Source organism: Arthrobacter psychrolactophilus (assembly GCF_003219795.1).
GTDB classification, from domain to species: Bacteria; Actinomycetota; Actinomycetes; order Actinomycetales; family Micrococcaceae; genus Specibacter; species Specibacter psychrolactophilus.
This window is the reverse complement of record NZ_QJVC01000001.1, coordinates 109,015-132,049: the sequence shown is the minus strand read 5'-3', so window position 1 is coordinate 132,049 and position 23,035 is coordinate 109,015. Positions and strand designations below refer to the sequence as shown.

The following is a 23,035-nucleotide window of genomic DNA, read 5'->3' as shown; positions in this document are numbered from 1 at the left end:
CTGGCACCCGCCTATTCGGAGAACGGCGCGGCTTTCTGCACCGCCGCGATGTCCTGGGCATGAGTGATGCCCGGCATATCTGCGGCCGAGGCTGCCAAGTCTGCCACGGACTGCCCCTCGAGAGTGGCGTTCGGATCCATGAGCGACCAGGGATACAGCACGAAGGCGCGCTCAGCCGCACGCGGGTGGGGCAGCGTCAGTACGGGATCGTCGCTGTGCACATCGCCGTAGCTGATGATGTCAACGTCGAGAGTGCGGGCCGCCCAGCGCACCTCACGGATGCGATGGTGGGCCAGCTCCACGGCTTGGCAATGCGCCAAAAGCTCTTCCGGGCTCAGCCGCGTGTCGATGGCAATGACCATGTTCAAGAAATCTGGTTGCCCGGCGGGGCCGCCCACGGGTTTCGTGGTGACGACAGGTGAGACGTTTTGCAGCCGCACCTCTGGCAGATCCACGAGCTCCGCGACGGCGCTGTGCAGCGTGCCCTGGCGTTCGCCAAGGTTGCTGCCGAGTGCCAGAATTGCCCTGACCATCGGCCGGACCGTGCTCATAGTGCTTCGGTTCCGGTGCGGGCTCGGAAGACCGTGATGCTGACATCACCGAAGGGCACCTGAATGGGTGCCTTGGGCTTGTGCACCGTCACCTCGACGGCGTCCAGAACGGGGAAGTCCGCCAAGAGCTTTTCGGCGATGCGGGATGTGAGCGTTTCAATCAGGTCGAAAGCCTCGCCCGTCACCAAGGACAGAATGGTGTCGGCCACGGCGCCATAGTCAGCAGTTTTGCTCAGATCGTCGGTCTTTGCGGCGTCTGAGACGTCCATGAACAACACCACGTCGGTGATGAACGGCTGGCCGTCACGCTTTTCAAAGTCAAAAACGCCGTGGTAGCCAATCGCCGTGACGCCGGAGAGCTTGATGGAATCCCGGTGTTTCACGGCGACAGCGGTCTGCGTCGTCACTGGCCGGCATCCTCAGCCGCGGCGCGCAGCCGTGCCTTACGGGCACTCTGGCCAGCCACCAGCTTGGCGGCGACCTTGGCCGCGTCGAGGCTCGCGCCGACGTCGTGCACGCGAACGGCCCAAATGCCCTGCGCGGCTGCGATGGCGGTGGTTGCCGAAGTGGCGTCGTCGCGCTCCTTGGGTGCCGCGGCTTTTCCGGCGCTGCTCAGCAAGGAACCGAGGAAGCGCTTACGGGAGGTGCCGACGAGGATCTTGTTGCCCATTTCGGCGACAACGTGGAGGTTGGCCAGCAGTTCCCAGTTCTGCTCGGCCGACTTGGAGAAGCCAATGCCCGGATCCAGGATGAGATTTTCTTCCTTGACACCTGCCGCATAGAACTTGGCGCGGATCTCGTCAAGCTCCCGCACCACATCGGCCACAACGTCGGTGTACTGGGTCAAGGAATCCATGGCCCGGGAATCGCCGCGGCTGTGCATCAAAACGTACGGGACCTGGCGTTCGGCGATGAGGGCAATCATGTCCTCGTGCACATGCGCGCCGGACACGTCGTTGATCAGGCCTGCTCCGGCATCGAGTGCCAGGGCAGCCGTGGAGGCGTGGCGGGTATCGACGCTGATGAGGGCGCCGGCCTTGGCCAGGGTCGAGATGACGGGCAGGATGCGGCGCTGCTCTTCAAGCTCGTCGACGTCTTCTGCGCCGGGGCGGGTTGATTCGCCGCCGACGTCGATGATGTCCGCTCCGCCGTAAAACATGCGCAAACCGTGTGCGATGGCGCTCTCGGTGGAGTCATACTCGCCACCGTCGCTGAAGGAGTCAGGGGTGCAATTCAAGATACCCATGATCACGGTGCGGTCCTGCGGCAGGGAGCCGAAGCTTGCCACGGCCCGTCGTGCCCGAAGAACGGGCAGGGGTGAGGTGGCCGGGCCCGTGCCGGGAGCAGCTGCGAGAGAATCCATGGTGTGTCGTTACCTTCCGAGAATCAGGCTCATGGCTTCGGCCCGGGTTGCGGGCTCATGAAGCAGACCGCGAACAGCACTTGTGACTGTCTTGGCCCCTGGTTTACGCACGCCACGCATGGACATGCACATGTGTTCACACTCAACGACAACGATGGCGCCGCGAGGTTTTAGATGCTCAATCAAGGCATCTGCAATCTGGGTGGTGAGGCGTTCCTGCACCTGCGGGCGCTTGGCGTAGATATCTACCAGGCGGGCCAGCTTGCTCAGGCCGGTCACCTTTCCGTCCGACGACGGGATGTAGCCAACATGGGCGCTGCCGTGGAACGGGACCAGGTGATGCTCACACGTCGAGTAGAAGGGAATGTCCTTGACCAGGACCATTTCCTCGTGCGCAATATCAAAGGTGGTACCCAAGACCTCGGCCGGGTCCTGATGCAGGCCAGCAAAGACCTCGGCGTAGGCCTTGGCCACACGCTTGGGTGTCTCGAGGAGCCCGCCGCGGTCGGGGTCTTCGCCGACCGCTATGAGGATTTCCCGGACAGCCGCTTCAATGCGCGGCAGATCCACTTGAAAGTCGTCTCCCGCTGAGGCGGCAGCTGAGCTGCCGCCCTGGGCGGAGTCGTGTTCGTCGTCGTAATAAGTCACGGATGTGATCCTATCTTCGATTACGGATGGCCGGGCAGTTCCGGGGCGTCATCCTTCGTCAAGTCCAGTGCGGGAGCCGCTGCAGCTTCAATCGCGGCGGCAGCCTCACGGCGTTCCTTGTCGGTGATGACAGGGGGAAGATCCGAGACGGGACGCGTGTCCTTGGAGAGCCAGACCTGGCGCTCGGCCGGCTTGCGCAGATCCTTGAAGATCTCGGCAATCTCGGCCTGGTTGAGGGTCTCGCGCTCCAACAATTCCAGAGCGAGGCGGTCGAGGATGTCACGGTTGGCGATCAAAGCCTCATAAGCGTCGTCGTGGGCCTGATCGATGAGCTTGCGAACTTCCGCATCCACGATTCCGGCAACCGATTCGGAGTAGTCACGTTCGTGACCGCCGCCGGCGCCTAGGAAGGGCTCGCCCCCACCGGAACCCAACTTCACGGCACCGATCCGTTCGCTCATGCCGTACTGGGTCACCATGGCACGAGCCGTGCCGGTGGCCTTCTCGATGTCATTCGAGGCACCGGTGGAGGGATCGTGGAACACGATTTCCTCCGCAACACGACCACCCATGGCGTACGCCATCTGGTCGAGGAGCTCGTTGCGTGTGATCGAGTACTTGTCGTCCTCCGGAACCACCATGGTGTAACCCAAGGCGCGGCCGCGGGGCAAGATGGTGATCTTGGTGACCGGCGCCGTGTTGTGCATGGCGGCGGCAACCAAAGCGTGACCACCCTCGTGGTACGCGGTGATCTTGCGTTCCATCTCCTTCATGACCCGGGTGCGCTTCTGCGGGCCGGCCATGACACGGTCAATGGATTCGTCCAGGGCGCGGTCATCGATGAGCTGGGCGTTGGAGCGCGCCGTCAGCAAGGCGGCCTCGTTGAGCACGTTGGCCAGATCGGCACCCGTGTAACCGGGGGTCTTCTTGGCAACAGCGTTCAGGTCAACGCCGGGAGCCATGGGCTTGCCCTTGGAGTGCACGCGCAGGATCTGTTCGCGACCCAAACGGTCGGGAGCTTCAACGGGAATCTGGCGGTCAAAACGGCCCGGGCGCAGGAGTGCGGGGTCCAGGACGTCGGGACGGTTGGTGGCCGCAATCAAGATGACGTTCGTCTTGACGTCGAAGCCGTCCATTTCCACGAGCAACTGGTTGAGGGTCTGCTCGCGTTCGTCATTACCGCCGCCAATGCCGGCGCCACGGTGGCGGCCGACGGCGTCGATCTCATCAACAAAGATGATGGCCGGGGAGTTTGCCTTGGCCTGCTCGAAGAGGTCGCGGACACGGGAGGCACCCACACCGACAAACATTTCAACGAAGTCAGAACCGGAGATGGAGTAGAACGGCACGCCGGCTTCGCCAGCGACCGCGCGGGCCAGCAGGGTCTTACCCGTGCCGGGAGGGCCGTACAGCAGTACGCCCTTGGGGATCTTGGCGCCCACAGCGGTGAACTTGTCCGGGTTCTGCAGGAAATCCTTGATCTCGTGCAGTTCCTCAACGGCCTCATCCGCACCGGCGACATCGCTAAAGGTCACCTGCGGGTGATCCTTTGTCAGGAGCTTGGCCTTGGACTTGCCGAACTGCATGACCTTGGAGCCGCCACCCTGCATGCGGGAGAACAAGAACCAGAAGATCAAGCCGATCAAGATGAAGGGGATCAGCAGCGAAAGCATGCTGGACCAGAAGTTGTTAGATGCCGGCTGGTCATCGAACTTGGTCATATTGGCCTGGTCAATGACATCAGGCAGGGTCGTTGCGCGGTAGCCGCCGTAGTAGAACTGGACGTTGGTGCCCTTGTCCTTGCCGTCGGCGTCGACGAACTTGTCCTTGAGGACCATGTCAACGCGGCCTTCGGAGCCAAAGATCTTGGCCGAGGCAACCTTGTCACTCTTGAGCAGCTCTAGGCCGTCAGAGGTCCCAATGCGGCTCTGACTCGTACCGGTCAATGTGAACAGGCCGGCTCCAATAAGCACAACCACCACAACGATCCAGATAAATGGACCTTTGAAGAGTTTCTTGACTTTCATGTGTTCGAGGCCAGGCCTCGTCCCTCCTGCTCAACCAATTCGTACCTATACAGGACGCGGCGACACGTTCCCATGTAATAGCTTTACACCGTTCGCTTTACTTCACGTACGAGAACGCCCAATAGTTCCCTGAGGGCATAACGATTTTAGTCGTTTGAGGATAATTCTCACCCAAAAGGCACAACTACTGCTACCGACGTCTTCCGCAGCCCGTCCACACGACAGATCAGGCGCTTGAACACGCGCGAAACAAAAAACGCCCGCCTCCCCGAGAGCAACAGGGGAAGCGGGCGTCTAACTACGAGACTTACTCGTAGATGTGCGGTGCCAAGGTACCGATGAAGTCCAGGTTGCGGTACTTTTCGGCGAAGTCCAGGCCGTAACCAACAACGAATTCGTTCGGGATCTCGTAGCCGACGTACTTGACGTCGATCTCGACCTTGGCGGCGTCAGGCTTGCGCAGCAAGGTGCAGATCTCAACCGAGGCCGGGCCGCGAGACATCAGGTTGGCGCGCAACCATGACAGGGTCAGACCCGAGTCGATGATGTCTTCAACGATCAGGACATGCTTGCCCATGAGGTCGGTTTCGAGGTCCTTGAGGATCCGAACAACGCCAGAGGACTGGGTGCCGGAGCCGTACGAGGAAACTGCCATCCAGTCCATCGTGACGTGGCTGTGCAGCGCCCGGGACAGGTCGGCCATGACCATGACAGCGCCCTTGAGTACACCGACCAGGAGGACATCGCGGTCCTGGTAGTCAGCATCAATCTGTGCGGCCAGTTCGGCGACGCGGGTTTGGATTTGTTCCTTGGTAAAAAGAACGTGCTTAAGATCGGCTTGGACGTCTTGTGAATCCACCAATGACTCCTGATTGTGAAGGTTTTGGTACTGGTTTTAGTACAAATGGGCGCTTATCTGCTGCGTCTAAGAACTAGCTTCCCATAGCTAGGGCCCTCGTGGGGAACTGCCTGGTTCCGGGAGATTCGCCAGGCGCTGACTTTTCCGGCCAGTTGCACCGGCCCCGCGGAGCCCTTGCGCTCGAGCAGCTTTTCCGCCGAGGCGAGTCGTTCCAGGCTTGGCTGCACTCCACCAAGTTCGACGACGGCCAGCGCCAACACGCGCATCCTCAGGGCCGGAGCCAGTCCCCTCAGTCCGTCCTCGGACAGGCAAATTTCCGGCACTTCTTGGCTGTCGGCACCATTTTCGGCGCTATTTCCCGCGTCATTTCCACCCTGTGACGCCGCGCCGCGAAGGGCCATTTTTTCGTATTCCAGCCCGGCCAGCTCATCGAGATAATCGGCGTCGTGTCCGAGAATATTTGCCGAGCGAGCTAACGATTCGGCGATCCCCGGGCCCAACTCGGCACCCAAATATGGAATCACATTGTTACGCACCCGAACGCGCAAATAGGCCGGATCTTGATTGCTGGGATCGTGCCACGGCACCAATCCCAGGGCGTCACATATGGCCAATGTCTCATGACGGCGCAGGGACAAGAAGGGGCGCAGGTAGATTCCGCGACGCACGCGCATGCCGGCCAGGGAACGGGTTCCCGAACCACGCGCCAAGCCCAACAACACCGACTCGGCCTGGTCATCTAGGGTGTGTCCCAACAAGACAGACTCGGCCCCGAGCTCGAGCGCCGTCGCCTCAAGTGCCCCAAAGCGGGCGGCGCGAGCCGCTGCTTCCGGGCCGACGCCGTCGTGGTTGAGGTCAACCGTGCGGACCACGACCGGGTCAAGACCCAGCTCGCGCAACTGCACGGCGGTGGCCTGAGCGACCTCGGCGCTGCCCTCCTGCATCTGATGGTCAACCACGACGGCGCCAACACGCACCTCTCCGCGGCTGGCGAAAAACGCGCACACAGCGGCCAGGGCGAGGGAATCCGGCCCGCCACTGCAGCCCACCAGGATCAGCGGCGGGTTCTCCACGAGGCGATTCTTGCCCGTGGTTTTCAGGCCCAGGAGCTCACCCACCACGGAGCGGGCCTTGCCGACCGTGGGGTCGAGGCGGCCGCGAGCGCGTCGCGTCTGCGGCTGTGCGAAATCGTTGTCCATTTACAGGCCCATCCGTTCAATCCAGAGCCGGGCGTTGTGAATTTCCGGTTCCGTGGGGAGATTCTCCGCCTGGGTCCAGACGTTGTTGAAGCCATCCATACCGGCGACGGCCACGACGTCGCGCACAAATTTGGCGCCGTCGCTGTACTGGCGCATCTTCGCGTCGAGGCCGATGAGGTTGCGGATGAACTTCTCAATGATGCCGCGATCCTTGCCCCGGCCGTTGAACCGCTGGCGGATGGTGCGCACGGTCGGCACGATGCGCTGGTCGACGCCGTCCATGACCACGTTCGCGTGGCCCTCGAGCAGACTCATGACGGCGGTCAGATGCGATAGCGCGGCCTTTTGCTCGGGATCCTGCAGGAGGTCAAGGACGCCGCCGGGGCCGCCCTCCTTGGGGGTTTTCTTGGTTCCGAGGGACTTGGCGGATTCGAGCAGGCGTTCGCCGAGCTTGTCGGAGTCGCCCACCAGGAGAGAGCCAAGCTTTTCGATCTCGCTGAGCATGTGGTGGCGAAGCCAGGGGGCCGCGGCGAACTGGACGCGGTGTGTTTGTTCGTGCAGGCACACCCAGAGCCGGAAGTCGGAGGGATCCACCTTGAGCTCGCGTTCCACCGTGATGATGTTTGGCGCCACGAGCAGTAAGCGGCCGCCGGAGGCCTGCTGTGCGGCGGATCGGGTGGGCGACAGCGCGGCAAAGGGATCGTACTGGCCCAGGACCTTGCTGGACATGAAAGCCAGCAAACCGCCCAATTGCGCACCCGTGACGGTGGCGCTCAGGGCGCCCGGTGTTCCTGGCGAGGAGCCGGACGATTTAGCGGCAAGCGCGCGCAAGATCGGGTCCATCATGACCTCAAAACTTTGTGTGTTGGCCTTCGCCCAGGAAGCCCGGTCAACCACGAGAACCTCGGAGTCACGCAGGTCCTTGGCGGCCTCGAGCCGGCTGATCTCGTGCACATGCGGCACGGAGGTGTCCGCCATGAGCCGCAGGTTTTCCACGGCCGCGGAGATCTCCGACCCCTTCAGCGCAGGACCAGCGGGGGCAAGTGTCGCGGCGGTCTTGGCGGCCAACTCCCAATTGATCATGCTGGGCAGCTGCGTGGATGTCGTTTTGCTCTGCGGGGTCATAAATACCATCAGATCACAGTTCTTTGGTAGCAAGCTCCCAGCGTTCACAGCTGCCGCACAGGATAGGGCTAGATCCGCCTTAGAATTGCCCACCACACTTGAAATACAGCAGTTTTTGCCCCGTGCAGTGCGCCGCGGGCAATTAGTGTGGGGATTACCAAACGCGGAGCACGTAGCCCGCCTTCACGAAAGATTGACGTTCATGACGCAGGCTCCGCGGAATTCTTTCACCGACCTCACTCCCCTCTCGCACCCCGATGGCAGTCCCATCCGGGCCCTTGTTGTCGATGACGAGGCGAGCCTGACGGAGCTTCTGAGCATGGGCCTGCGCATGGCTGGCTGGGAGGTGGCCACGGCAAGCGACGGTGCCGAGGCTGTTCGCACGGCCCGCGCCTTCCGCCCTGACGTGGTGGTCCTCGATGTCATGATGCCCGGCATGGACGGGATCGAGGCGCTGGGGAAGATCCGGGAATTCGCCACGGATATTCCGGCCTTGTTCCTGACCGCCCGCGACGGCGTGCACGACCGCATTGCGGGCCTAGCTGCCGGCGGCGATGACTATGTCACCAAGCCCTTTAGCATGGAAGAGGTCATGTTGCGCCTGCACCGTCTGGTTCAGCGCTCCGGCATTGCCTCCTCGGATAGTGCCGAGATTGTGGTGGGCGATCTGGTCTTGAATTTTGACACCCGCGAGGTGACCCGGGGCGGCACCGACATCGATCTGACGGCGACCCAGTGGGAACTGCTGCGCTACCTGATGGAGAATGCCCGGCGCGTCGTCAGCAAACCCCAGATTCTCGATCAGGTGTGGCACTACGACTTTGGCGGCCAAGCCAACATTGTGGAGCTCTATATCTCTTATCTGCGCAAAAAGATCGACGCCGGCCGCTCACCTATGATTCACACGGTCCGCGGCGTGGGCTACGTCTTGAAGCCGGCCAATTAGTGGCTAGGAAAGCGCAAACTCCGCGCCTGCGAACCACGCTGATCGTCGCCGTCTTGGCGTTGTTGGCGGCCATCTGCGCCACGATTGGCATCGTGAGTCATCTGGCCATGAGCAGCTACCTCACGGAGCAGATCGATAGCAGCCTGCATGAATCGGCGGCCCGTTCCTCCGGACCCAAGGGGCTTTCTCCCGGCTCGCAGCAACAGCCCAACAACGTCACCCTGCCGCCGACGGGGCAGCCTAATCCCTTGGATACCCGTGGCCAGCGCCCGGGTACCCTGCTGGCGCTCTTCTCCGAATCCACCGTCGTTGACTCCTCCGTGGTCCAAGACGATGGCTCGGCCGTTGCCCTGACGGCCGCGGATCTGCAAAAGATTCAACACCTGCCAAGCTCGGGGGCGGCCACCGAAATAACCCTCAGTAGTGGCAACTACCGGCTCGCCGCCTCCACGACCTTCATGCCGACCGACGGGAAACTCGTGGTGGGCTTTCCCACCGCTGAGCGAGACTCCACACTGAACTCGCTCGCATGGACCACGGTGGTGGTCTCCGCCGTCGGTCTGGCGCTGATTGGTTTAGTCGGCACCATCATCATTCGCCGTTCCCTGCGCCCCCTGGATGAGCTGTCCGCCGTCGCAACCACCGTGGCCTCTCTGCCCCTGGATTCCGGCGAGGCCGCCATCACGGTGCGGATCCCGCCCATGGCTGCGGAACCCGGCACCGAAATTGGTGATGTGGGTGTGGCCTTCAACAACATGCTGGACCACCTGACCCGTTCCTTTGCCGCCCGCCATGCCAGCGAGGTGAAGGTACGGCAATTTGTGGCCGACGCGAGCCATGAGCTCCGCACCCCTTTAACCTCGATCCGGGGGTACACCGAGCTCGTGCTGCTCAGCGAACAACTGACACCCTCGGGCACCTCAGCCCTGCGCCGCGTCGACAGCGAGTCCCGGCGCATGTCCGCCCTGGTCGAGGACCTCCTGCTTCTGGCCAGATTAGACGAAGGCCAGCGAGGGGAAAGCGAAGCGGTTGACCTGACAGATCTCTTGATGGAAAGCACGCAGGACAGCAAGGTCGCGGCCCAAGATCATGTCTGGTCGCTGCAGCTTCCGGAAGAACCTGTCATGGTGCACGCCGTCGAGTCTGAACTGCGGCAGATTCTCATCAATCTGCTCTCCAACGCTGCCAAGCACACGGCCGCCGGCACCCACATTCGGGTGGGTCTCGCCGCTGCTCAGGGCGTAGCTACGCTGTCGATCGAGGACGACGGCGCGGGTATCGCCCCGGAGTTCCTCGAGAAAATTTTCACCCGGTTCTCTCGGGCAGATGAGGCGCGGGCCAGCAGCAACGGCAGCAATAGTTCGGGGCTGGGGTTGGCCATTGTCGAGGCCCTCGCGATGGCCAATCAGGGCACCGTCAGCGTGACAAGCGTCCCTGGCCGGACCTGTTTTACCCTCACCCTTCCGAGCCTGTAGCGGCTCACAGCTTCAGCACAAGATAGGGCACGTCCCCGGCACAGGGTGGCTGCGTAGAAAAGAAGTATGAATACTTCTTCCCCTCCCAGCGAGGCTACCTCGACCAAGAAAACCCCTACCCGCCGCGCGGTGCTCGGCGGAGCATTTGGCCTACTCCTCTCCGCAGGTGGTGCCACCGCCTGGGCCCTTGACCGCTTCGTGATAGAACACGTAGAAATCAGTGACGTCGCCGCCTACGAGGCCAGCGCGGCGGCGTCAGCCTCCGGAACCACGGCGAGCGCCGCCGCAACCACCCAAGCCTCGTCCGCCGTCGTTGGTGAAAACTCCTTCACCTCAGCGAATGCCGCGCTGACACTGGCGACGACCACGAGTGGCAGCGGAGATGACACGCTGACGTATTTCACGGCGCGGCTTGACCTCAGCGACGCGACGGCCTTGAAATCGGCGTTTGCGCAAAACAGCTTTGGGGAAAACATCACCGAGACCACCTCGGCGATCGCCCAAGATCACGACGCCATCTTCGCCATCAACGGCGACTACTACGGCTTCCGCGATACCGGCATCGTGATCCGCAACGGAGTGTCCTACCGGGATGCCGGCGCGCGAGAGGGCCTCGCCTTTTATCGCGACGGCACCGTCGAGGTGTACGACGAGACGGCCACCAACGCCGCCGCCCTCCTCGAGAAGGGGGTCTGGCATACGCTCTCCTTCGGGCCCTCGCTCCTGGATAACGGGGCCATCAAGGACGGCATCGATAGCGTCGAGGTCGACACCAACTTTGGCAACCACTCGATTCAGGGGCTGCAACCTCGCACGGCCGTGGGCGTGGTCGGCCCCAATCAGCTCATCTTCGTCGTGGTCGATGGCCGCTCCACGGGATACAGCACGGGCGTCACGCTCCCCGGATTAGCCCAGATCATGCTTGATTTGGGCGCCACGACAGCCTACAACATCGACGGCGGAGGCTCCTCCACGATGTACTTCAACGGCGCGCTGGTGAACAAGCCGCTGGGCAAGAGCAGTGAACGTGGCACCTCCGACATTCTCTATGTAGGGCGGTAGGCGGCCATGATTATCTTGATTCCCGCTTTTGAGCCCGATGAAAAGCTCCCCGAGCTCATCCGCGAGCTGCATGCGGCGGACAGCACGGCCCCGATCCTGATCGTCAACGACGGCAGCGGGCCACGCTTCGATCCGGTCTTTGCCCAGGCTCAGGCCCTAGGCGCCACGGTCATTGGCTACCCCAATAACCACGGCAAGGGGCAGGCACTTAAGACTGCTTTCAGCTACATTGCCGCCAATCTGCCCGGTCATGACGTGGTGTGCGCCGATAGCGACGGGCAGCATCGCGTGGTCGATATTCTCCGTGTTGCCGCCGAAATTCGACCCGGTGCCACGATGGTCCTCGGCGAGCGGCACTTCGACGGAAAGGTTCCGTTGCGCAGCCGATTCGGCAATACCATGACGCGCTTTTTCTTCGCGCTGTCCACGGGAACGTGGCTCAGCGATACCCAGACGGGTTTACGCGGCTACCCGGAGCAGATGCTCCCCTGGCTGCTCTCCGTGCCCGGTGATCGCTATGAGTACGAGCTTAATGTGCTCCTGGCGGCTCGCTCACAGGGCTACGACTTTGCCAGCGTCACGATCGCCACGATTTATCTGGCTAAGAACGAATCCTCGCATTTCCGCCCCCTCCGGGACTCGCTGCGGATCTACGCGCCCCTTGTGAAGTTCTCTCTGTCCTCCTTCATGGGATTTCTCGTGGACACGGCCGTGTTCCTGATCTTGATGGCGCTCGGCGGGCCCTTGTGGCTGGCCGTCTCGGGGGCACGCATCATCAGCGCCGGCGCGAATTTTGCCGTCAACCGGCGCCTCGTCTTTCCCGAGAGCCGTTCTGTCTCCCTTAAGGGCACCTCCGTGCGGTACCTGGCCTTGGCGGTGCTGCTCTTGCTCGCCAATTATGTGCTGCTCCTGAGCTTCACGGACGCCGGGCTGCCGGCCCTCCCGGCCAAGATCTTGACCGAACTCTTGCTGTTTATGACGAGCTTTGCCGTGCAAAAACGCTTCCTCTTCCGGGACCGCAGCACCACAGGCGTCAAGGTTCCAGCAACTAAAAGTTATTCACAAGCCCAGCTGCCCGGCAACACAGATTCAGCACAGCTTCACGCGGAAATCTTGTAGTAGACCCCCTGAACCTTGAATTTGGAGACAACTGTGAACGCATTGATATTCGTAGCCGCCGATCTTGTGGCAATTATTGTGATGGCCTTTGGCCTGTACCTTCCCCGGCATCGGCGGCGTGATCTGGTTGTTTCCTACATCGGCATCAACATCGGTGTCCTGGCCGTCGCCACGGCGCTCTCGTCGTCGGCAGCCACCGCCGGACTGGGTCTTGGCCTGTTCGGCGTCCTCTCGATCATCCGCCTGCGGTCCACCGAACTGACCCAGCATGAGGTCGCCTACTACTTCTGCGCTTTGGCGCTCGGCCTCATCGGCGGACTGGGTGTTGAGCCCATGTGGCTCTCGCTCTCCCTCATGGCGTTGATCCTTGGCGTCATGTTCATCGTTGACCACCCCGGTGTGCTCCGCTCCTACCGCGCCCAAAACGTGGTGCTGGATCAGGCCATCGCCGATCCTGCCGCGCTCAAGGCCCGGCTGGAAGAAATCCTCGGCGGCACCGTCCACACCGTCATTGTCCAGTGTCTTGACCTGGTCAACGACAAGACCACGGTTGATGTGCGTTTCGAGGCTGGCACGGGCCGCAAAACCGTCCCCGCGCCGCGCGGCCCGCTCCAGGAGCAGCTTCCCGCGGTCGAGCAAGACAGCCTCAATCAGGTCCGGGCCTCATGACCCTTTCATACCAGAGCACCCTCAGCCCCAGGCTCCGGGAGCTGCCCACCATCAGCCTCGAAGAGCTCAACACCACGGCAGCACTGCAGACCCGCATCGACCGAAAATATCTGGTCCCCACGGAGCACTTCACCCAGATCTTCAACAGTTTTGACGCCGAGATGCACGTCCTAGACACCGACGGCCTGCAGATCTTCCCCTACGATTCCGTCTACTTCGACACCCCCGAACTCGACAGCTACCATCTGGCTGCTTTTGGCCGCCGACGCCGGTACAAGATCCGCACCCGCAGCTATCTCAACAGCGGCGTGAGCTTTCTGGAGGTCAAGACGGAGGGAGCCCGCAGCGCCACCGTCAAGGAACGCATCCCCTACGAGCTCGCGAACCGCTCCACCATCACGCAGGAGGGCGCCGCGTACATCACCGAGACACTCCTGAGCACGGGCCAAGCTCCCCCACGTGGCCTGTCCCCCGTCCTAGAAACCACCTACGGCCGCATCACGCTCTTCCTCCCGGCATCCAACAGCCGGGCAACGATCGACGTCGAGGTCGCCTGGTCCCTCCTCGGCCAGCCGCCCCTGATCATGAACGATCAACTCGTCGTGGAAACCAAATCCGGTTCCGCCCCCGGCCAGCTGGACAAGTACCTCTGGCACCACGGCATCCGCCCCTCCCGCATCTCAAAATTCGCCACCGGCATGGCGCTCCTCATGCCCCATTTACCCGCCAATCGCTGGCATCGCACGCTCAGTCACAACATGCCCCAGCCCCCAACCCCGTAAGGAACACCCCATGGCCTTCTTCTCCCGCACCCGCCGCGCCACCTCCGTCGCCGCCCTCGCCCTAGCTCTTGCCTTGGCCGGTTGCTCAGCGCAGACCGCGAGTACGACGGCGGATACCTCCGTCAGCTCCTCCTCGGCAGCCACCAGCGTGGTCACGGGAGGAACGACGGCCGAGCTTGCCAGTAGCATTGCCGAGTCAACCCACTTCGACGCCGACGACCTTTCCTGGGACGCGGCCAAGGAAACCACCGTGACCCTGGCCGATGGCGCCACCACCGCCTCCGGGACTAACGCGGACGCCGTTTCCGTGGACGGCGACACGGTGACCATCACCGCCGGCGGCACCTACCGGGTGTCCGGAACGCTGGACGCGGGTTCCCTCGTGGTTGCCGCGGGAGAAGAAGACGTGGTCCGCATCATCCTGGACAACGCCACCGTCACTAGTTCCAGCGGCTCGGCAGTCAACATTCTCAGCGCCAACGAGGTGTTGCTCTTCCTCGCCGACGGTACGAGCAACACGCTCAGCGACGCACAGTCCTACGCGGATACCGGAACGGACGCCGCCAACGCCGCCGTGTACTCCCTGGCGGACCTGACGATTGCTGGAACGGGCACGCTGGCCGTCAACGGCAATTACAACGACGGCATTGTCACGAAGGACGGACTCGTCCTGGCCGCCGGAAATGTCACCGTCAAGGCCGTCGACGATGGCATCAAGGGCAAGGACTACACGGTCTTGCTCGACGGTAACTATTCGGTGACCGCAGGCGGTGATGGTGTTAAAGCCACCAATGACACTGAAACTGAAACCGATCGCGGCTGGTTGCTGATAGCCGGTGGAACGTTGAACGTGGCAGCCGGTGATGACGGCATCAAGGCAGCCACGACGTTGACCATCAGTGATGGCGCAGCCACCGTCTCCACATCCGAAGAAGGCCTCGAGGCCCCGCACATTGCCATCTCCGGTGGCGCCGTGACGGTCACCTCCAACGACGACGGACTCAACGCCGCAGGCGCCTCCACCGATACCGCAGCCAGCTCCCAGCAAGGCGGCATGGGCGGCGGCGGTATGGATACCGCGGGCGATTTCTCCCTCGATATCTCCGGAGGCACCGTGACGGTCAATGCCGAAGGTGACGGCCTTGATTCCAATGGCAATGCCACCATCAGCGGCGGAACGGTTGTCGTCAATGGGCCCACCTCAAATGGCAACGGCTCGCTGGATGTCAACGGTGATCTCACGGTCACCGGTGGCACCATCGCGGCGGCTGGAAGCTCCGGCATGGTCGTGACGCCCAGCGAAACCTCCTCCCAGTCCGGGCTCCAGCTCAGCTTCGACACGCCTCTCGCCGCCGGGACGACGGTTCACATCGTCGATTCCAGCGGGGCCGTGGTGGCCACGTTTGTCACCGCAAAGGAAGCCGCGTCCATCGTCTTCTCCAGCCCCGAGCTCAAGGACGGCGAGCAGTACAGCGTCCTCAGCGGCGGTACGGCAGAGGTTACGGCGGGACTCGGCGCAGGATCTGCCACGGGTGCCACGGAAATCACCACAGCGGTTGCCGGTGAATACACGAGCAGCGGCGGCATGGGCGGCGGACCCGGCATGCGCTAAGAGCGCCGGCCCCGCCCCACCTCCCAATCTCAAGCTAAGGATCACCCACCATGGCTACTAAGCCACGATTTAAGAAGCTCCGCAAACGCCTCAAGGCCGTCTCCGCGACGGCCGCCGTCCTCGCCCTGGCTGTGTCCGGCTGCTCCACCTCCGGCGACTCCGCAACCACGGGCATGGTCGGAACCTCCATCACCGGAGCTGTTGACCTCTTTGACGCCACGGCCGCCCACACGGTCAGCCTGGTCTGGGACGAAGCCGATTACAACGCCATGATCGCCTCCTATGAAAGCGGCTCGGACAAGGCCTGGATCAGCGCCGACATGACGATCGATGGCACCTTGATCAACAACGTCGGGGTCCGGCTCAAGGGAAACTCCACGCTGCGCTCCTTAGGCGGCGATAGCAGCGGAGCCGGAGCAGGTGCCCCCGGGGGCGCAGACGGCACCATGCCGACAGACCTGCCAACAGACATGGCCAACATGGGCGGCGGAAAGGGCCGCCCGGGCGGGACTCCCCCGGAAGGATTCGACGGCACCCTGCCCACGGATAGGCCCACCGATATGGCCCAGATGGGTGGCGGCGCCCCTGCCGGAGGAATGGGCGGCATGGGTGATTCCTCGAGTATCTCCTTCGATGATCCGGCTTCCCTGCCGTTGCTGATCCGCTTCGACAAGTACGTCGACGGCACCGAGTACGAGGGCCTGACTCAGTTGGCGCTCCGCCCGGGATCCCCCGTCATCAACGAGGCGTTGGCCCTGTCCATCACGGCCGCAACGGACCAGCCCACGCAGCGCTACGCCTACACGACGTACTCCGTCAACGGCTCGGACACCCAGACCCGCCTGCTCTTGGAAAACCCTGACGAGTCCTACGGCGAGAGCATCGACGACGGCAATAGCGTGGTCTTCAAGGCCGACGCCGAGTCAAGCTTCACGTATCAAGGCGATGACCTGGCGACTTATAAAGATCAGTTCAAGCAGCTGAACAAGGAGGACACCCAGGACGCTACCCCGATCGTCGCCTTCCTCAAGTGGTTGGACGCAGCTGACGATGCTACCTTTGACGCCGAATTGGCCAACTATGTTGATGTGGATTCCTTTGCCAAGTACGCGGCAACACAGAATCTGCTGGCTAACTCCGATGACATGGCGGGCCCGGGACAAAACTACTATCTGAGCTATGACCTCACGAGCAAGAAGATCTCGGTCATCTCCTGGGATCTAAATCTGGCCTTGAGTGGCAATGCCACGGCTAGCCCCGACACCTCCCTGTCCATGGGTGGTGGAGGCAAGGGTGCCGCCGGAACAGGAAAGGGCGGCAACTCGCTCAAGACCCGCTTCCTGGCCTCGACGAGTTTCAAGAAACTCTACGACGCCGCCTACCAGGAGCTCTACACGAAGGTCTTTAGCGACGGAACGGCCACCTCGCTTCTGAGTACCATTACCGATTCGGTGCCCGTCAGCGACGACCTGACCCAGGATGAGATCGCGGCGAAAGCCAAGACTCTGAACACCTTCCTCACCCAGCGTGGCGAGGCGTTGGAGAAGGCCCTGGCGAACTAGCTCTGGGCTAGGACGGCGGCGGCCGCATCGACCACGGGGCGAGCGACCGCCGCGCCATCTGTGAGGCCATTGCCCAGGATGGAAAAGACGAGGAGACGCCCATCGCTGTTAATGACATACCCGGACAGGGACGTCACCTGGTTCAGGGATCCGGTCTTAGCCCGGACCAGTCCGGCTCCGGGAAGCTGGCTCGCGCTGGTAAATCGGCCGCTCAGGGATCCGGTCAGCCCCGCGATGGGAAGCCCCTGCAACGCCTGGCCGATATCGGAGGATGAGTCCTCCAGCATCAAGGTCAGCAAGTCCACGAAATTCTTGGGGCTCATGAGATTGCCCGTGGCCAGGCCGCTGTTATCTGTCGTCACGATGTCGTCCATGGGCAAGCCCAATTCGGCAACAACCTGACGCACGGCCGCCACAGCACCGGCGTTACTGGCGTCAAGGCCCAACTTCACGGCCGTCATGCGTGCGAGCACCTCGGCCACATAATTATCAGATTCTTCCAGCATGAACTGGGTCTGCTCAGCCACAGTTGCCGAGCTAACCGACGCCAGGACCGTTCCGGGCTGAGCCTGCCCGGGCGCAGTGGAAGCCTCCGCAACAGGAACGCTCCCGCGGGTGATGGCACCGTTCGTCGATACCCCGGCTGATTCCAAGGCCGCGGCAAACGCCTCCGCGACAGCCACCGCGGAATCCTGCGGGCGAGCTCCCGTGAGAACTCCGGGAGCAACACGGCCAGCGTTCAACGCCATGGGGAAAATGGGAGCAATTTCGCCCGCGTCAACATCCTCCCGGCTCCACTTGGGGTTGAGTGCGGATCCCGTGAACAAGGTGTCGTCGATTGACAGCGTCACCGGCCCGGACACGCCAGCGGCCGACAAAGCCTTCGCGGTTTCCTGTGCCAGGGTCGCCAAACCCGCATGACCCATGGTCGACGTCGCATCGCTGTCACCGGCGGCCAGCATGGCATCTCCGCCGGCACGCAGCACCAGCTCTGTGGGCGTGGCACCGGACACCACGGTCGTCGTGAAGCGCGTCTCCGCACCAAGAGTCTTGAGTGCCGCACCGGCGGTCAACAACTTCAAGTTTGAGGCTGGGGTCTTGGCGGTCTCAGCCGCCTGGGAAAAAATCTCTTGGCCGGTCAAAGCATCGGCGACGTACATGCCAAAAGTACCTGCGCCGTCGTACGTTAAAGCTTTTTTCAACTCGCCGGCCAGCGCCGCGGTATCGGGCAGGGGCGCCGTGGATACCAGGGGCGTCACCGCGGCAACTTCACCGAGCTCCGTGGGCAATTCCTGGGCGGCAGGGACAACGGCGACGGCGGCGGGATCGTGCGGGAGGAAGGCCGGGGCCAGCTGCAGGCCCACCGGAACGCTCACGGCAGCCAAGGCGCAGATGAGTAATCCGCTCGTCACAACTTTCGACGTGCGTCCCATAGAGCTGGCGTTCCTTCGTGAAGTGTCCCGGCGCGTAAATGGGCCGAAAAAAGGGCAAGAATGAGCCGGGAAAAATCCAGGCGGGTTTTTAGCGCGACGAAAGCGCCTATATCCTCATACTAGACGGAATTTTCGCGCAAGGCCGCGTCAGGCTGCGCGCACCACCTCATGAGGAGCATAACGATGAAGCACGACGTCACCATCGAGATCCCCCGCGGATCACGCGTCAAGTACGAAGTTGACCACGAGACCGGCCGTGTCCGCCTGGACCGCGTGCTGTTCACCTCGATGCAGTACCCCACCCACTACGGCTTCTTCGACAACACCCTCGGCGAAGACGGCGATCCCCTGGACGCCCTCGTCATGCTGCAGGACTTTGACCTGCACCCGGGCGTTGTGGTGGACGCTCGCCCCATCGCCGTGTTCAACATGACCGATGATGGCGGTGGAGATGCCAAGGTTCTGTGTGTTGTTGACGACAAGCGCTTCGACCACATCCAGGAACTCTCCGATGTTGACGAATTCCTGGTCAAGGAGATCGAGCACTTCTTCACGCGTTACAAGGACCTGGAGCCCGGCAAGTGGGTCAAGGCTGAGGGCTGGGCCGACCGCGCAGCTGCCGAGGCTGAGCTCGAAGCTTCCATCAAGCGCTTCGAGGCCGAGGGACACTAGTCCTTTTCGCTCATAACGACGGCGGCGCTCCCCCTATGTGGGGAGCGCCGCCGTTTTTGTCCCTGCAGCCTACGTTGAGTCGTCAGCTAACGCCCATAACGCGCTTCGATAAGGGCGCGACGTGGCGACTCAACGGTGGGCCGGCGGGAGTGGCTGGGACTAGAGCAAACTGCGCAAGGTGGCGGCAGCTCCGTCGTCGAACACGGAAGCAGTCACCTCGTTGGCGGCATCCTTGACCTCGTCCAGTGCCTGGCCCATCGCCACGCCGCGACCGGCCCAGCGGAGCATCTCGATGTCATTGGTGCCGTCCCCCACGGCCACGGTCAGGGCGTTGTCCACGTCGAGGGAGGCGCGCAGGACCTCGAGTGCGGAGGCCTTCGTGACACCGGCGGCGGCAATATCGAGCCAGGCACTCCAGCCGATCGCGTAGGTGACGCCACTGAGTCCGGCGGCGGAGATGGCATCGGCAAATTGTTCGGTGCTGGCCTCGGCGCTATTGACCACGACGCGCACGGCTTCGGTCTGCAGGAGGTGGTGGAAGTCGACGCCCTCGGCTTCAATTCCAAAGCTGTCGTCCTGGAAGCGGGAGGTAGAGAGGAACTTGCCGTTGGCATCCTCCAGCGCGAATCGGGCGCCGGGAACCTTGTCGCGCAAAGCGTTGAGGGCGGGCGCCGGATCAAAGGTGACCCGCTCGATGACCTCATAGCCGTCGGCCAATTCCGGGTCGAGGCGGATCGTCACGCCGCCGTTGGAGCAGACGCCGTAGCCGCTGCGCAGGCCAATCATCTCCACGATGGGCAGGAGCGCGCCGAGCGAGCGGCCGGTCGCGATGATGACGTGGTGGCCCGCGTCAACCACGGCGCGCGCGGCCTCACGGACACCGTCGGTCATCACGCCGTCGTGGTCAACGAGAGTGCCGTCAACGTCAAGGGCGACGAGGTACTTGGTAGTTTCATTGGCCCGGTCATCGATGCCGGGGATTGCAGTGTTTACTGTCATTGTCATAGATCTAGTGAATCAGATGGACCTTAAAACGCCACATACTGGGACTGTTAACGCGGTGAACTTCTCGAGACTGGAGGAGGCTGGGCAGGACGGCGCAGCGGAGCATCACCACAGCGTTGACCCGCCAGATAACGCCGCTTCGCCGCTGGGATAAGGGCGTGATGTGACCACTCAACAGCTCAACGGCGCTTTTCCCCATGGGGCTCATGACTTAAACATGAACGCCGGGTTACTACTCACAGCTGTGTGCACAGTGTGGGTAGTAACCCGGCGTTCATGTACCTCCGGAGAAGAGCAGAAGTCCTTACAAAACCGGGAAGACTTCCATGCCGCCGAGGTACTTGCGCAGTGCCACGGGGACATTGACGGAACCGTCGGCGTTCTGGTGGTGCTCGAGGATGGCAACGATCCAGCGGGTCGTTGCCAGCGTGCCGTTGAGCGTGGCAACAGCGCGAGTGCCACCCTTGCCGCCGTCGTCCGTCACAAGACGCTCGCGGATGTTGAGGCGACGGGCCTGGAACGTGGTGCAGTTCGAGGTGGAAGTCAGCTCGCGGTAAGCGTCCTGGGTGGGGACCCACGCCTCGCAGTCGAACTTGCGGGATGCGGACATGCCCAGATCGCCGGCGGCCGTGTCGATCACGCGGTAGGGCAGCTCAACCTTGGCGAGCATTTCCTCTTCCCACGCGAGCAGGCGCTGGTGCTCCTCGGCAGCCTTTTCAACCGTGGTGTAAACAAACATTTCCACCTTGTTGAACTGGTGCACGCGGATGATGCCACGGGTGTCCTTGCCGTGCGAACCGGCCTCTCGGCGGTAGCAGGAAGACCAGCCAGCGTATCGAACAGGCTCGTCAACGTTGATGATTTCATTGCCGTGGTAACCGGCGAGGGCCACCTCGGAGGTGCCCACGAGGTAGAGATCATCCTCGGCCAGGCGGTAAATTTCGGCGTCGTGTGCCACGTCAAAGCCGGTGCCGGCCATGGTTTCGGGCAGAACCAGCGTGGGGGTGATCATGGGCGTGAAACCGGCCTCGATCGCCTGATCCATGGCCATCTGTAGCAGCGCCATCTCCAGACGCGCGCCAACACCCTTGAGGAAGTAGAAGCGTGAACCGGACACCTTGGCGCCGCGTTCCATGTCGATCGCGCCGATCAGCTCACCAATTTCCAGGTGATCCTTGGGCTTGAAATCGGGGAATTCGCGGGGTGTGCCAACAGTCTTGACGACGACGAAGTCATCCTCCCCACCTTCGGGAACGCCATCGGCGACGCGGTTCGGGATGGCCCGGACCAGCGCGTCGAGCTCGGCGGCGGCGGCATCGGCAGCGGCGGACGCCGTCTTTACGGATGCAGCCAGCTCCTTGACCTCGGCCAGGAGCGCCTGCTTTTCTTCTCCCTTAGCCTTGGCAACCTTCTTACCAAAGGCATTTTGCTCGGCCCGCAAAGCCTCAAAAGAGGTGATCGCCGACTTCCGGGAGCTATCCGCGGCGATAATTGCGTCCACCACAGACGGTTCGGCACCGCGAGCACTTTGGCTGGCACGGTAGATTTCAGGATTTTCGCAGAGGTCTCGTACATCGATCACGCACTAAGCCTATCGAATCAATGCAACTTCACGGGATATGGTTAGTCAATCATGTCAACTGAACTTCTTGTCGCCATCATTGTGGTCATTCTTGTGCTTGTAACTGCCATGAGTTGGCTGGGGGTACGCAAGCTCGCGCAGAAACACACCCGCAGCGTCGTTGCCGACTCTCCCCATAAGATTCATCTGGCAAAACAGCAGGTCGTATTCATCTACAACCCCACCAAAAGTGGCGTTCACGATGCCAAGACCCTGATCACCCGCTCCGTCTCCAAGGCTGGGTGGCCGGACCCGATCTTCCTGGAAAGCACCGCCGAGGACCCGGGTTACGCCATGGCCCAGGCCGCGCTGGATGCCAAGGCCGACGTCGTCATTGTGGGCGGTGGGGACGGCACAGTCCGCGCTGTGGCTCAGACCCTGCGCCGCACCGAGGTGCCCCTAGGCATTGTCCCGCTCGGCACCGGAAATCTTTTGGCCCGCAACCTTGATCTGGATGTCACGGACATTGCCGGCAGCGTTCAGATTGCCCTCTTTGGTCACCAGCGTCATATCGACTCCGGACTCATGGAGCTCGAGGACGCCGTCACCGGTTCCGTCTCCAAGCACTCCTTCATGGTCATCGCCGGTCTTGGCATGGATGCCGAGGTCATGAGCGACACCAATTCAAAGCTCAAAGAGCACGTGGGCTGGTTGGCTTATAGCGAGGCCGGGCTGCGGCATATGGCCGGTCCGCGCAAGAAGGTCAGCATCGAGCTGGACAATGAACCGGCGCAGCAGCGCAAGATTCGTTCTGTCATGTTCGCCAACTGCGGCTTGTTGCCCGGTGGCATTGATTTTGTCCCTGACGCTTTGATTGACGACGGCGTCTTGGACATTGTCGTGGTGAGCCCCCGCAGCGCTTTGGGCTGGATGGCGATGGCCGGCAAGGTCGTTTTCCGTCACAAAAGCAACGTCCCGGTCATCGATTTTTACCGCTCTCAGAAGCTGACCATCCGTACCGTCATGCCGGTAGAAACCCAGATCGACGGCGACCCGTCAGGCCCCGCAACCTGCGTCAAGGTCAGCGTTGAGCCGAAGGCCGTCTTGGTCCGTGTTGCCGCACCAAACAACCCAGCCTAAATCCTTCGATAGCTAGTCGGTTTCAGGGCGTTGCGATTGCTCGCGAATGAGGCGGGTTTCCTCGTCAAAGCGCAGTTCATTGGCGTCGTCGCCCTCGTCACCTACTGAGGTGTCGCGTCCTTCACGCGTACCCGGATTGACGATGATGCCGTCGTCGTTGCTGTCCTTTTCAACATGCACCGATTCTTCTTGGGGAGTCATGATGCACTCACCTCTTTCCTGTTC

The 23,035-nt window shown here is 62.2% G+C and carries 22 protein-coding genes; 10 read left to right on the top strand and 12 right to left on the bottom strand.

From position 1 onward, the window contains the following. Positions 1-11 precede the first annotated feature (11 nt). The 8 genes from folK to CVS30_RS00540 form a co-directional block, all read right to left on the bottom strand. On the bottom strand, positions 12-551 hold the full coding sequence (folK, locus tag CVS30_RS00575; protein WP_110483389.1) for a 2-amino-4-hydroxy-6-hydroxymethyldihydropteridine diphosphokinase: 540 nt from the start codon (positions 549-551) through the stop codon (positions 12-14). Further along, a complete protein-coding gene (folB, locus tag CVS30_RS00570) occupies positions 548-958 on the bottom strand; it encodes a dihydroneopterin aldolase (RefSeq protein WP_245934363.1) in 411 nt (136 codons plus the stop codon). The genes folK and folB overlap by 4 nt, the downstream gene beginning before the upstream one ends. Continuing rightward, a complete protein-coding gene (folP, locus tag CVS30_RS00565; RefSeq protein WP_110483388.1) occupies positions 955-1,914 on the bottom strand; it encodes a dihydropteroate synthase in 960 nt (319 codons plus the stop codon). The genes folB and folP overlap by 4 nt, the downstream gene beginning before the upstream one ends. 9 nt (positions 1,915-1,923) lie before the next feature. After that, positions 1,924-2,484, bottom strand: a complete 561-nt coding sequence (gene folE / locus CVS30_RS00560) for a GTP cyclohydrolase I FolE (protein WP_110483707.1) — start codon at positions 2,482-2,484, stop codon at positions 1,924-1,926. Positions 2,485-2,582: 98 nt separating this feature from the next. Further along, a complete protein-coding gene (ftsH, locus tag CVS30_RS00555) occupies positions 2,583-4,589 on the bottom strand; it encodes an ATP-dependent zinc metalloprotease FtsH (RefSeq protein ID WP_110483387.1) in 2,007 nt (668 codons plus the stop codon). A gap of 307 nt (positions 4,590-4,896) precedes the next feature. Further along, positions 4,897-5,448 carry a hypoxanthine phosphoribosyltransferase gene (hpt, locus tag CVS30_RS00550; RefSeq protein WP_110483386.1) on the bottom strand — a complete coding sequence of 184 codons (552 nt, stop codon included), beginning with the start codon at positions 5,446-5,448 and terminating at the stop codon, positions 4,897-4,899. Between the two features lie 53 nt (positions 5,449-5,501). Further along, the gene (gene tilS, locus CVS30_RS00545) at positions 5,502-6,647 is read right to left on the bottom strand and encodes a tRNA lysidine(34) synthetase TilS (protein WP_110483385.1); all 1,146 of its coding nucleotides are present in this window, start codon (positions 6,645-6,647) and stop codon (positions 5,502-5,504) included. Then, positions 6,648-7,772: an Rv3626c family coenzyme F420 biosynthesis-associated protein gene (locus CVS30_RS00540; RefSeq protein ID WP_110483706.1), complete on the bottom strand. Its 1,125-nt coding sequence runs from the start codon at positions 7,770-7,772 to the stop codon at positions 6,648-6,650. A 202-nt stretch (positions 7,773-7,974) separates the two neighbouring features. Here CVS30_RS00540 and CVS30_RS00535 point away from each other — a divergent pair, with 202 nt between their 5' ends. The 8 genes from CVS30_RS00535 (at position 7,975) to CVS30_RS00500 (ending at position 16,999) form a co-directional block, all read left to right on the top strand. Continuing rightward, complete coding sequence (locus CVS30_RS00535) at positions 7,975-8,718, top strand: response regulator transcription factor (RefSeq protein ID WP_110483384.1); 744 nt, start codon at positions 7,975-7,977, stop codon at positions 8,716-8,718. Further along, positions 8,718-10,193 (top strand): sensor histidine kinase, encoded by a 1,476-nt coding sequence (locus CVS30_RS00530; protein WP_245934362.1) that lies wholly within the window; start codon positions 8,718-8,720, stop codon positions 10,191-10,193. The genes CVS30_RS00535 and CVS30_RS00530 overlap by 1 nt, the downstream gene beginning before the upstream one ends. Positions 10,194-10,259: 66 nt before the next feature. Further along, positions 10,260-11,255, top strand: a complete 996-nt coding sequence (locus CVS30_RS00525; RefSeq protein ID WP_110483383.1) for a phosphodiester glycosidase family protein — start codon at positions 10,260-10,262, stop codon at positions 11,253-11,255. A 6-nt stretch (positions 11,256-11,261) separates the two neighbouring features. Continuing rightward, positions 11,262-12,374 carry a GtrA family protein gene (locus CVS30_RS00520; protein WP_110483382.1) on the top strand — a complete coding sequence of 371 codons (1,113 nt, stop codon included), beginning with the start codon at positions 11,262-11,264 and terminating at the stop codon, positions 12,372-12,374. A gap of 33 nt (positions 12,375-12,407) precedes the next feature. Further along, positions 12,408-13,043: a DUF4956 domain-containing protein gene (locus CVS30_RS00515; RefSeq protein ID WP_110483381.1), complete on the top strand. Its 636-nt coding sequence runs from the start codon at positions 12,408-12,410 to the stop codon at positions 13,041-13,043. Next, positions 13,040-13,825 carry a polyphosphate polymerase domain-containing protein gene (locus tag CVS30_RS00510; protein ID WP_110483380.1) on the top strand — a complete coding sequence of 262 codons (786 nt, stop codon included), beginning with the start codon at positions 13,040-13,042 and terminating at the stop codon, positions 13,823-13,825. The genes CVS30_RS00515 and CVS30_RS00510 overlap by 4 nt, the downstream gene beginning before the upstream one ends. Before the next feature lie 10 nt (positions 13,826-13,835). Continuing rightward, a complete protein-coding gene (locus tag CVS30_RS00505) occupies positions 13,836-15,437 on the top strand; it encodes a carbohydrate-binding domain-containing protein (RefSeq protein WP_110483379.1) in 1,602 nt (533 codons plus the stop codon). A gap of 50 nt (positions 15,438-15,487) precedes the next feature. Further along, a complete protein-coding gene (locus CVS30_RS00500; RefSeq protein WP_110483378.1) occupies positions 15,488-16,999 on the top strand; it encodes a CotH kinase family protein in 1,512 nt (503 codons plus the stop codon). On the opposite strand, the gene dacB is transcribed toward CVS30_RS00500, so the two are convergent. Beyond that, positions 16,996-18,432: a D-alanyl-D-alanine carboxypeptidase/D-alanyl-D-alanine endopeptidase gene (dacB, locus tag CVS30_RS00495; RefSeq protein ID WP_110483377.1), complete on the bottom strand. Its 1,437-nt coding sequence runs from the start codon at positions 18,430-18,432 to the stop codon at positions 16,996-16,998. The two genes, CVS30_RS00500 and dacB, sit on opposite strands and share 4 nt — an antisense overlap. A 183-nt stretch (positions 18,433-18,615) precedes the next feature. On the opposite strand from dacB, the gene CVS30_RS00490 reads away from it, so the two are divergent. Next, complete coding sequence (locus CVS30_RS00490) at positions 18,616-19,104, top strand: inorganic diphosphatase (RefSeq protein ID WP_110483376.1); 489 nt, start codon at positions 18,616-18,618, stop codon at positions 19,102-19,104. 159 nt (positions 19,105-19,263) lie between these two features. Here CVS30_RS00490 and CVS30_RS00485 read toward each other — a convergent pair whose 3' ends face one another. Then, the gene (locus CVS30_RS00485) at positions 19,264-20,109 is read right to left on the bottom strand and encodes an HAD family hydrolase (protein ID WP_110483375.1); all 846 of its coding nucleotides are present in this window, start codon (positions 20,107-20,109) and stop codon (positions 19,264-19,266) included. Positions 20,110-20,413: 304 nt separating this feature from the next. Further along, a complete protein-coding gene (gene serS / locus CVS30_RS00480; protein ID WP_110483374.1) occupies positions 20,414-21,691 on the bottom strand; it encodes a serine--tRNA ligase in 1,278 nt (425 codons plus the stop codon). 51 nt (positions 21,692-21,742) lie between these two features. Here serS and CVS30_RS00475 point away from each other — a divergent pair, with 51 nt between their 5' ends. Beyond that, positions 21,743-22,810 (top strand): diacylglycerol/lipid kinase family protein, encoded by a 1,068-nt coding sequence (locus CVS30_RS00475; RefSeq protein WP_110483373.1) that lies wholly within the window; start codon positions 21,743-21,745, stop codon positions 22,808-22,810. Between the two features lie 12 nt (positions 22,811-22,822). Here the strand turns inward: CVS30_RS00475 and CVS30_RS00470 are convergent, their stop codons facing one another. Next, positions 22,823-23,011, bottom strand: coding sequence for a hypothetical protein (locus tag CVS30_RS00470; protein WP_110483372.1), 189 nt, complete (start codon positions 23,009-23,011; stop codon positions 22,823-22,825). Positions 23,012-23,035: the final 24 nt, after the last annotated feature.

What these genes read in the sequence shown, in the direction of transcription:
- folK (WP_110483389.1), bottom strand. Translation starts at nt 551, where the DNA reads ATGAGCACGGTCCGGCCGATGGTCAGGGCAATTCTGGCACTCGGCAGC.
- folP (WP_110483388.1), bottom strand. Translation starts at nt 1,914, where the DNA reads ATGGATTCTCTCGCAGCTGCTCCCGGCACGGGCCCGGCCACCTCACCC.
- ftsH (WP_110483387.1), bottom strand. Translation starts at nt 4,589, where the DNA reads ATGAAAGTCAAGAAACTCTTCAAAGGTCCATTTATCTGGATCGTTGTG.
- tilS (WP_110483385.1), bottom strand. Translation starts at nt 6,647, where the DNA reads ATGGACAACGATTTCGCACAGCCGCAGACGCGACGCGCTCGCGGCCGC.
- CVS30_RS00540 (WP_110483706.1), bottom strand. Translation starts at nt 7,772, where the DNA reads ATGACCCCGCAGAGCAAAACGACATCCACGCAGCTGCCCAGCATGATC.
- CVS30_RS00535 (WP_110483384.1), top strand. Translation starts at nt 7,975, where the DNA reads ATGACGCAGGCTCCGCGGAATTCTTTCACCGACCTCACTCCCCTCTCG.
- CVS30_RS00525 (WP_110483383.1), top strand. Translation starts at nt 10,260, where the DNA reads ATGAATACTTCTTCCCCTCCCAGCGAGGCTACCTCGACCAAGAAAACC.
- CVS30_RS00520 (WP_110483382.1), top strand. Translation starts at nt 11,262, where the DNA reads ATGATTATCTTGATTCCCGCTTTTGAGCCCGATGAAAAGCTCCCCGAG.
- CVS30_RS00510 (WP_110483380.1), top strand. Translation starts at nt 13,040, where the DNA reads ATGACCCTTTCATACCAGAGCACCCTCAGCCCCAGGCTCCGGGAGCTG.
- CVS30_RS00505 (WP_110483379.1), top strand. Translation starts at nt 13,836, where the DNA reads ATGGCCTTCTTCTCCCGCACCCGCCGCGCCACCTCCGTCGCCGCCCTC.
- CVS30_RS00500 (WP_110483378.1), top strand. Translation starts at nt 15,488, where the DNA reads ATGGCTACTAAGCCACGATTTAAGAAGCTCCGCAAACGCCTCAAGGCC.
- dacB (WP_110483377.1), bottom strand. Translation starts at nt 18,432, where the DNA reads ATGGGACGCACGTCGAAAGTTGTGACGAGCGGATTACTCATCTGCGCC.
- CVS30_RS00490 (WP_110483376.1), top strand. Translation starts at nt 18,616, where the DNA reads ATGAAGCACGACGTCACCATCGAGATCCCCCGCGGATCACGCGTCAAG.
- CVS30_RS00485 (WP_110483375.1), bottom strand. Translation starts at nt 20,109, where the DNA reads ATGACAATGACAGTAAACACTGCAATCCCCGGCATCGATGACCGGGCC.
- CVS30_RS00475 (WP_110483373.1), top strand. Translation starts at nt 21,743, where the DNA reads ATGTCAACTGAACTTCTTGTCGCCATCATTGTGGTCATTCTTGTGCTT.
- CVS30_RS00470 (WP_110483372.1), bottom strand. Translation starts at nt 23,011, where the DNA reads ATGACTCCCCAAGAAGAATCGGTGCATGTTGAAAAGGACAGCAACGAC.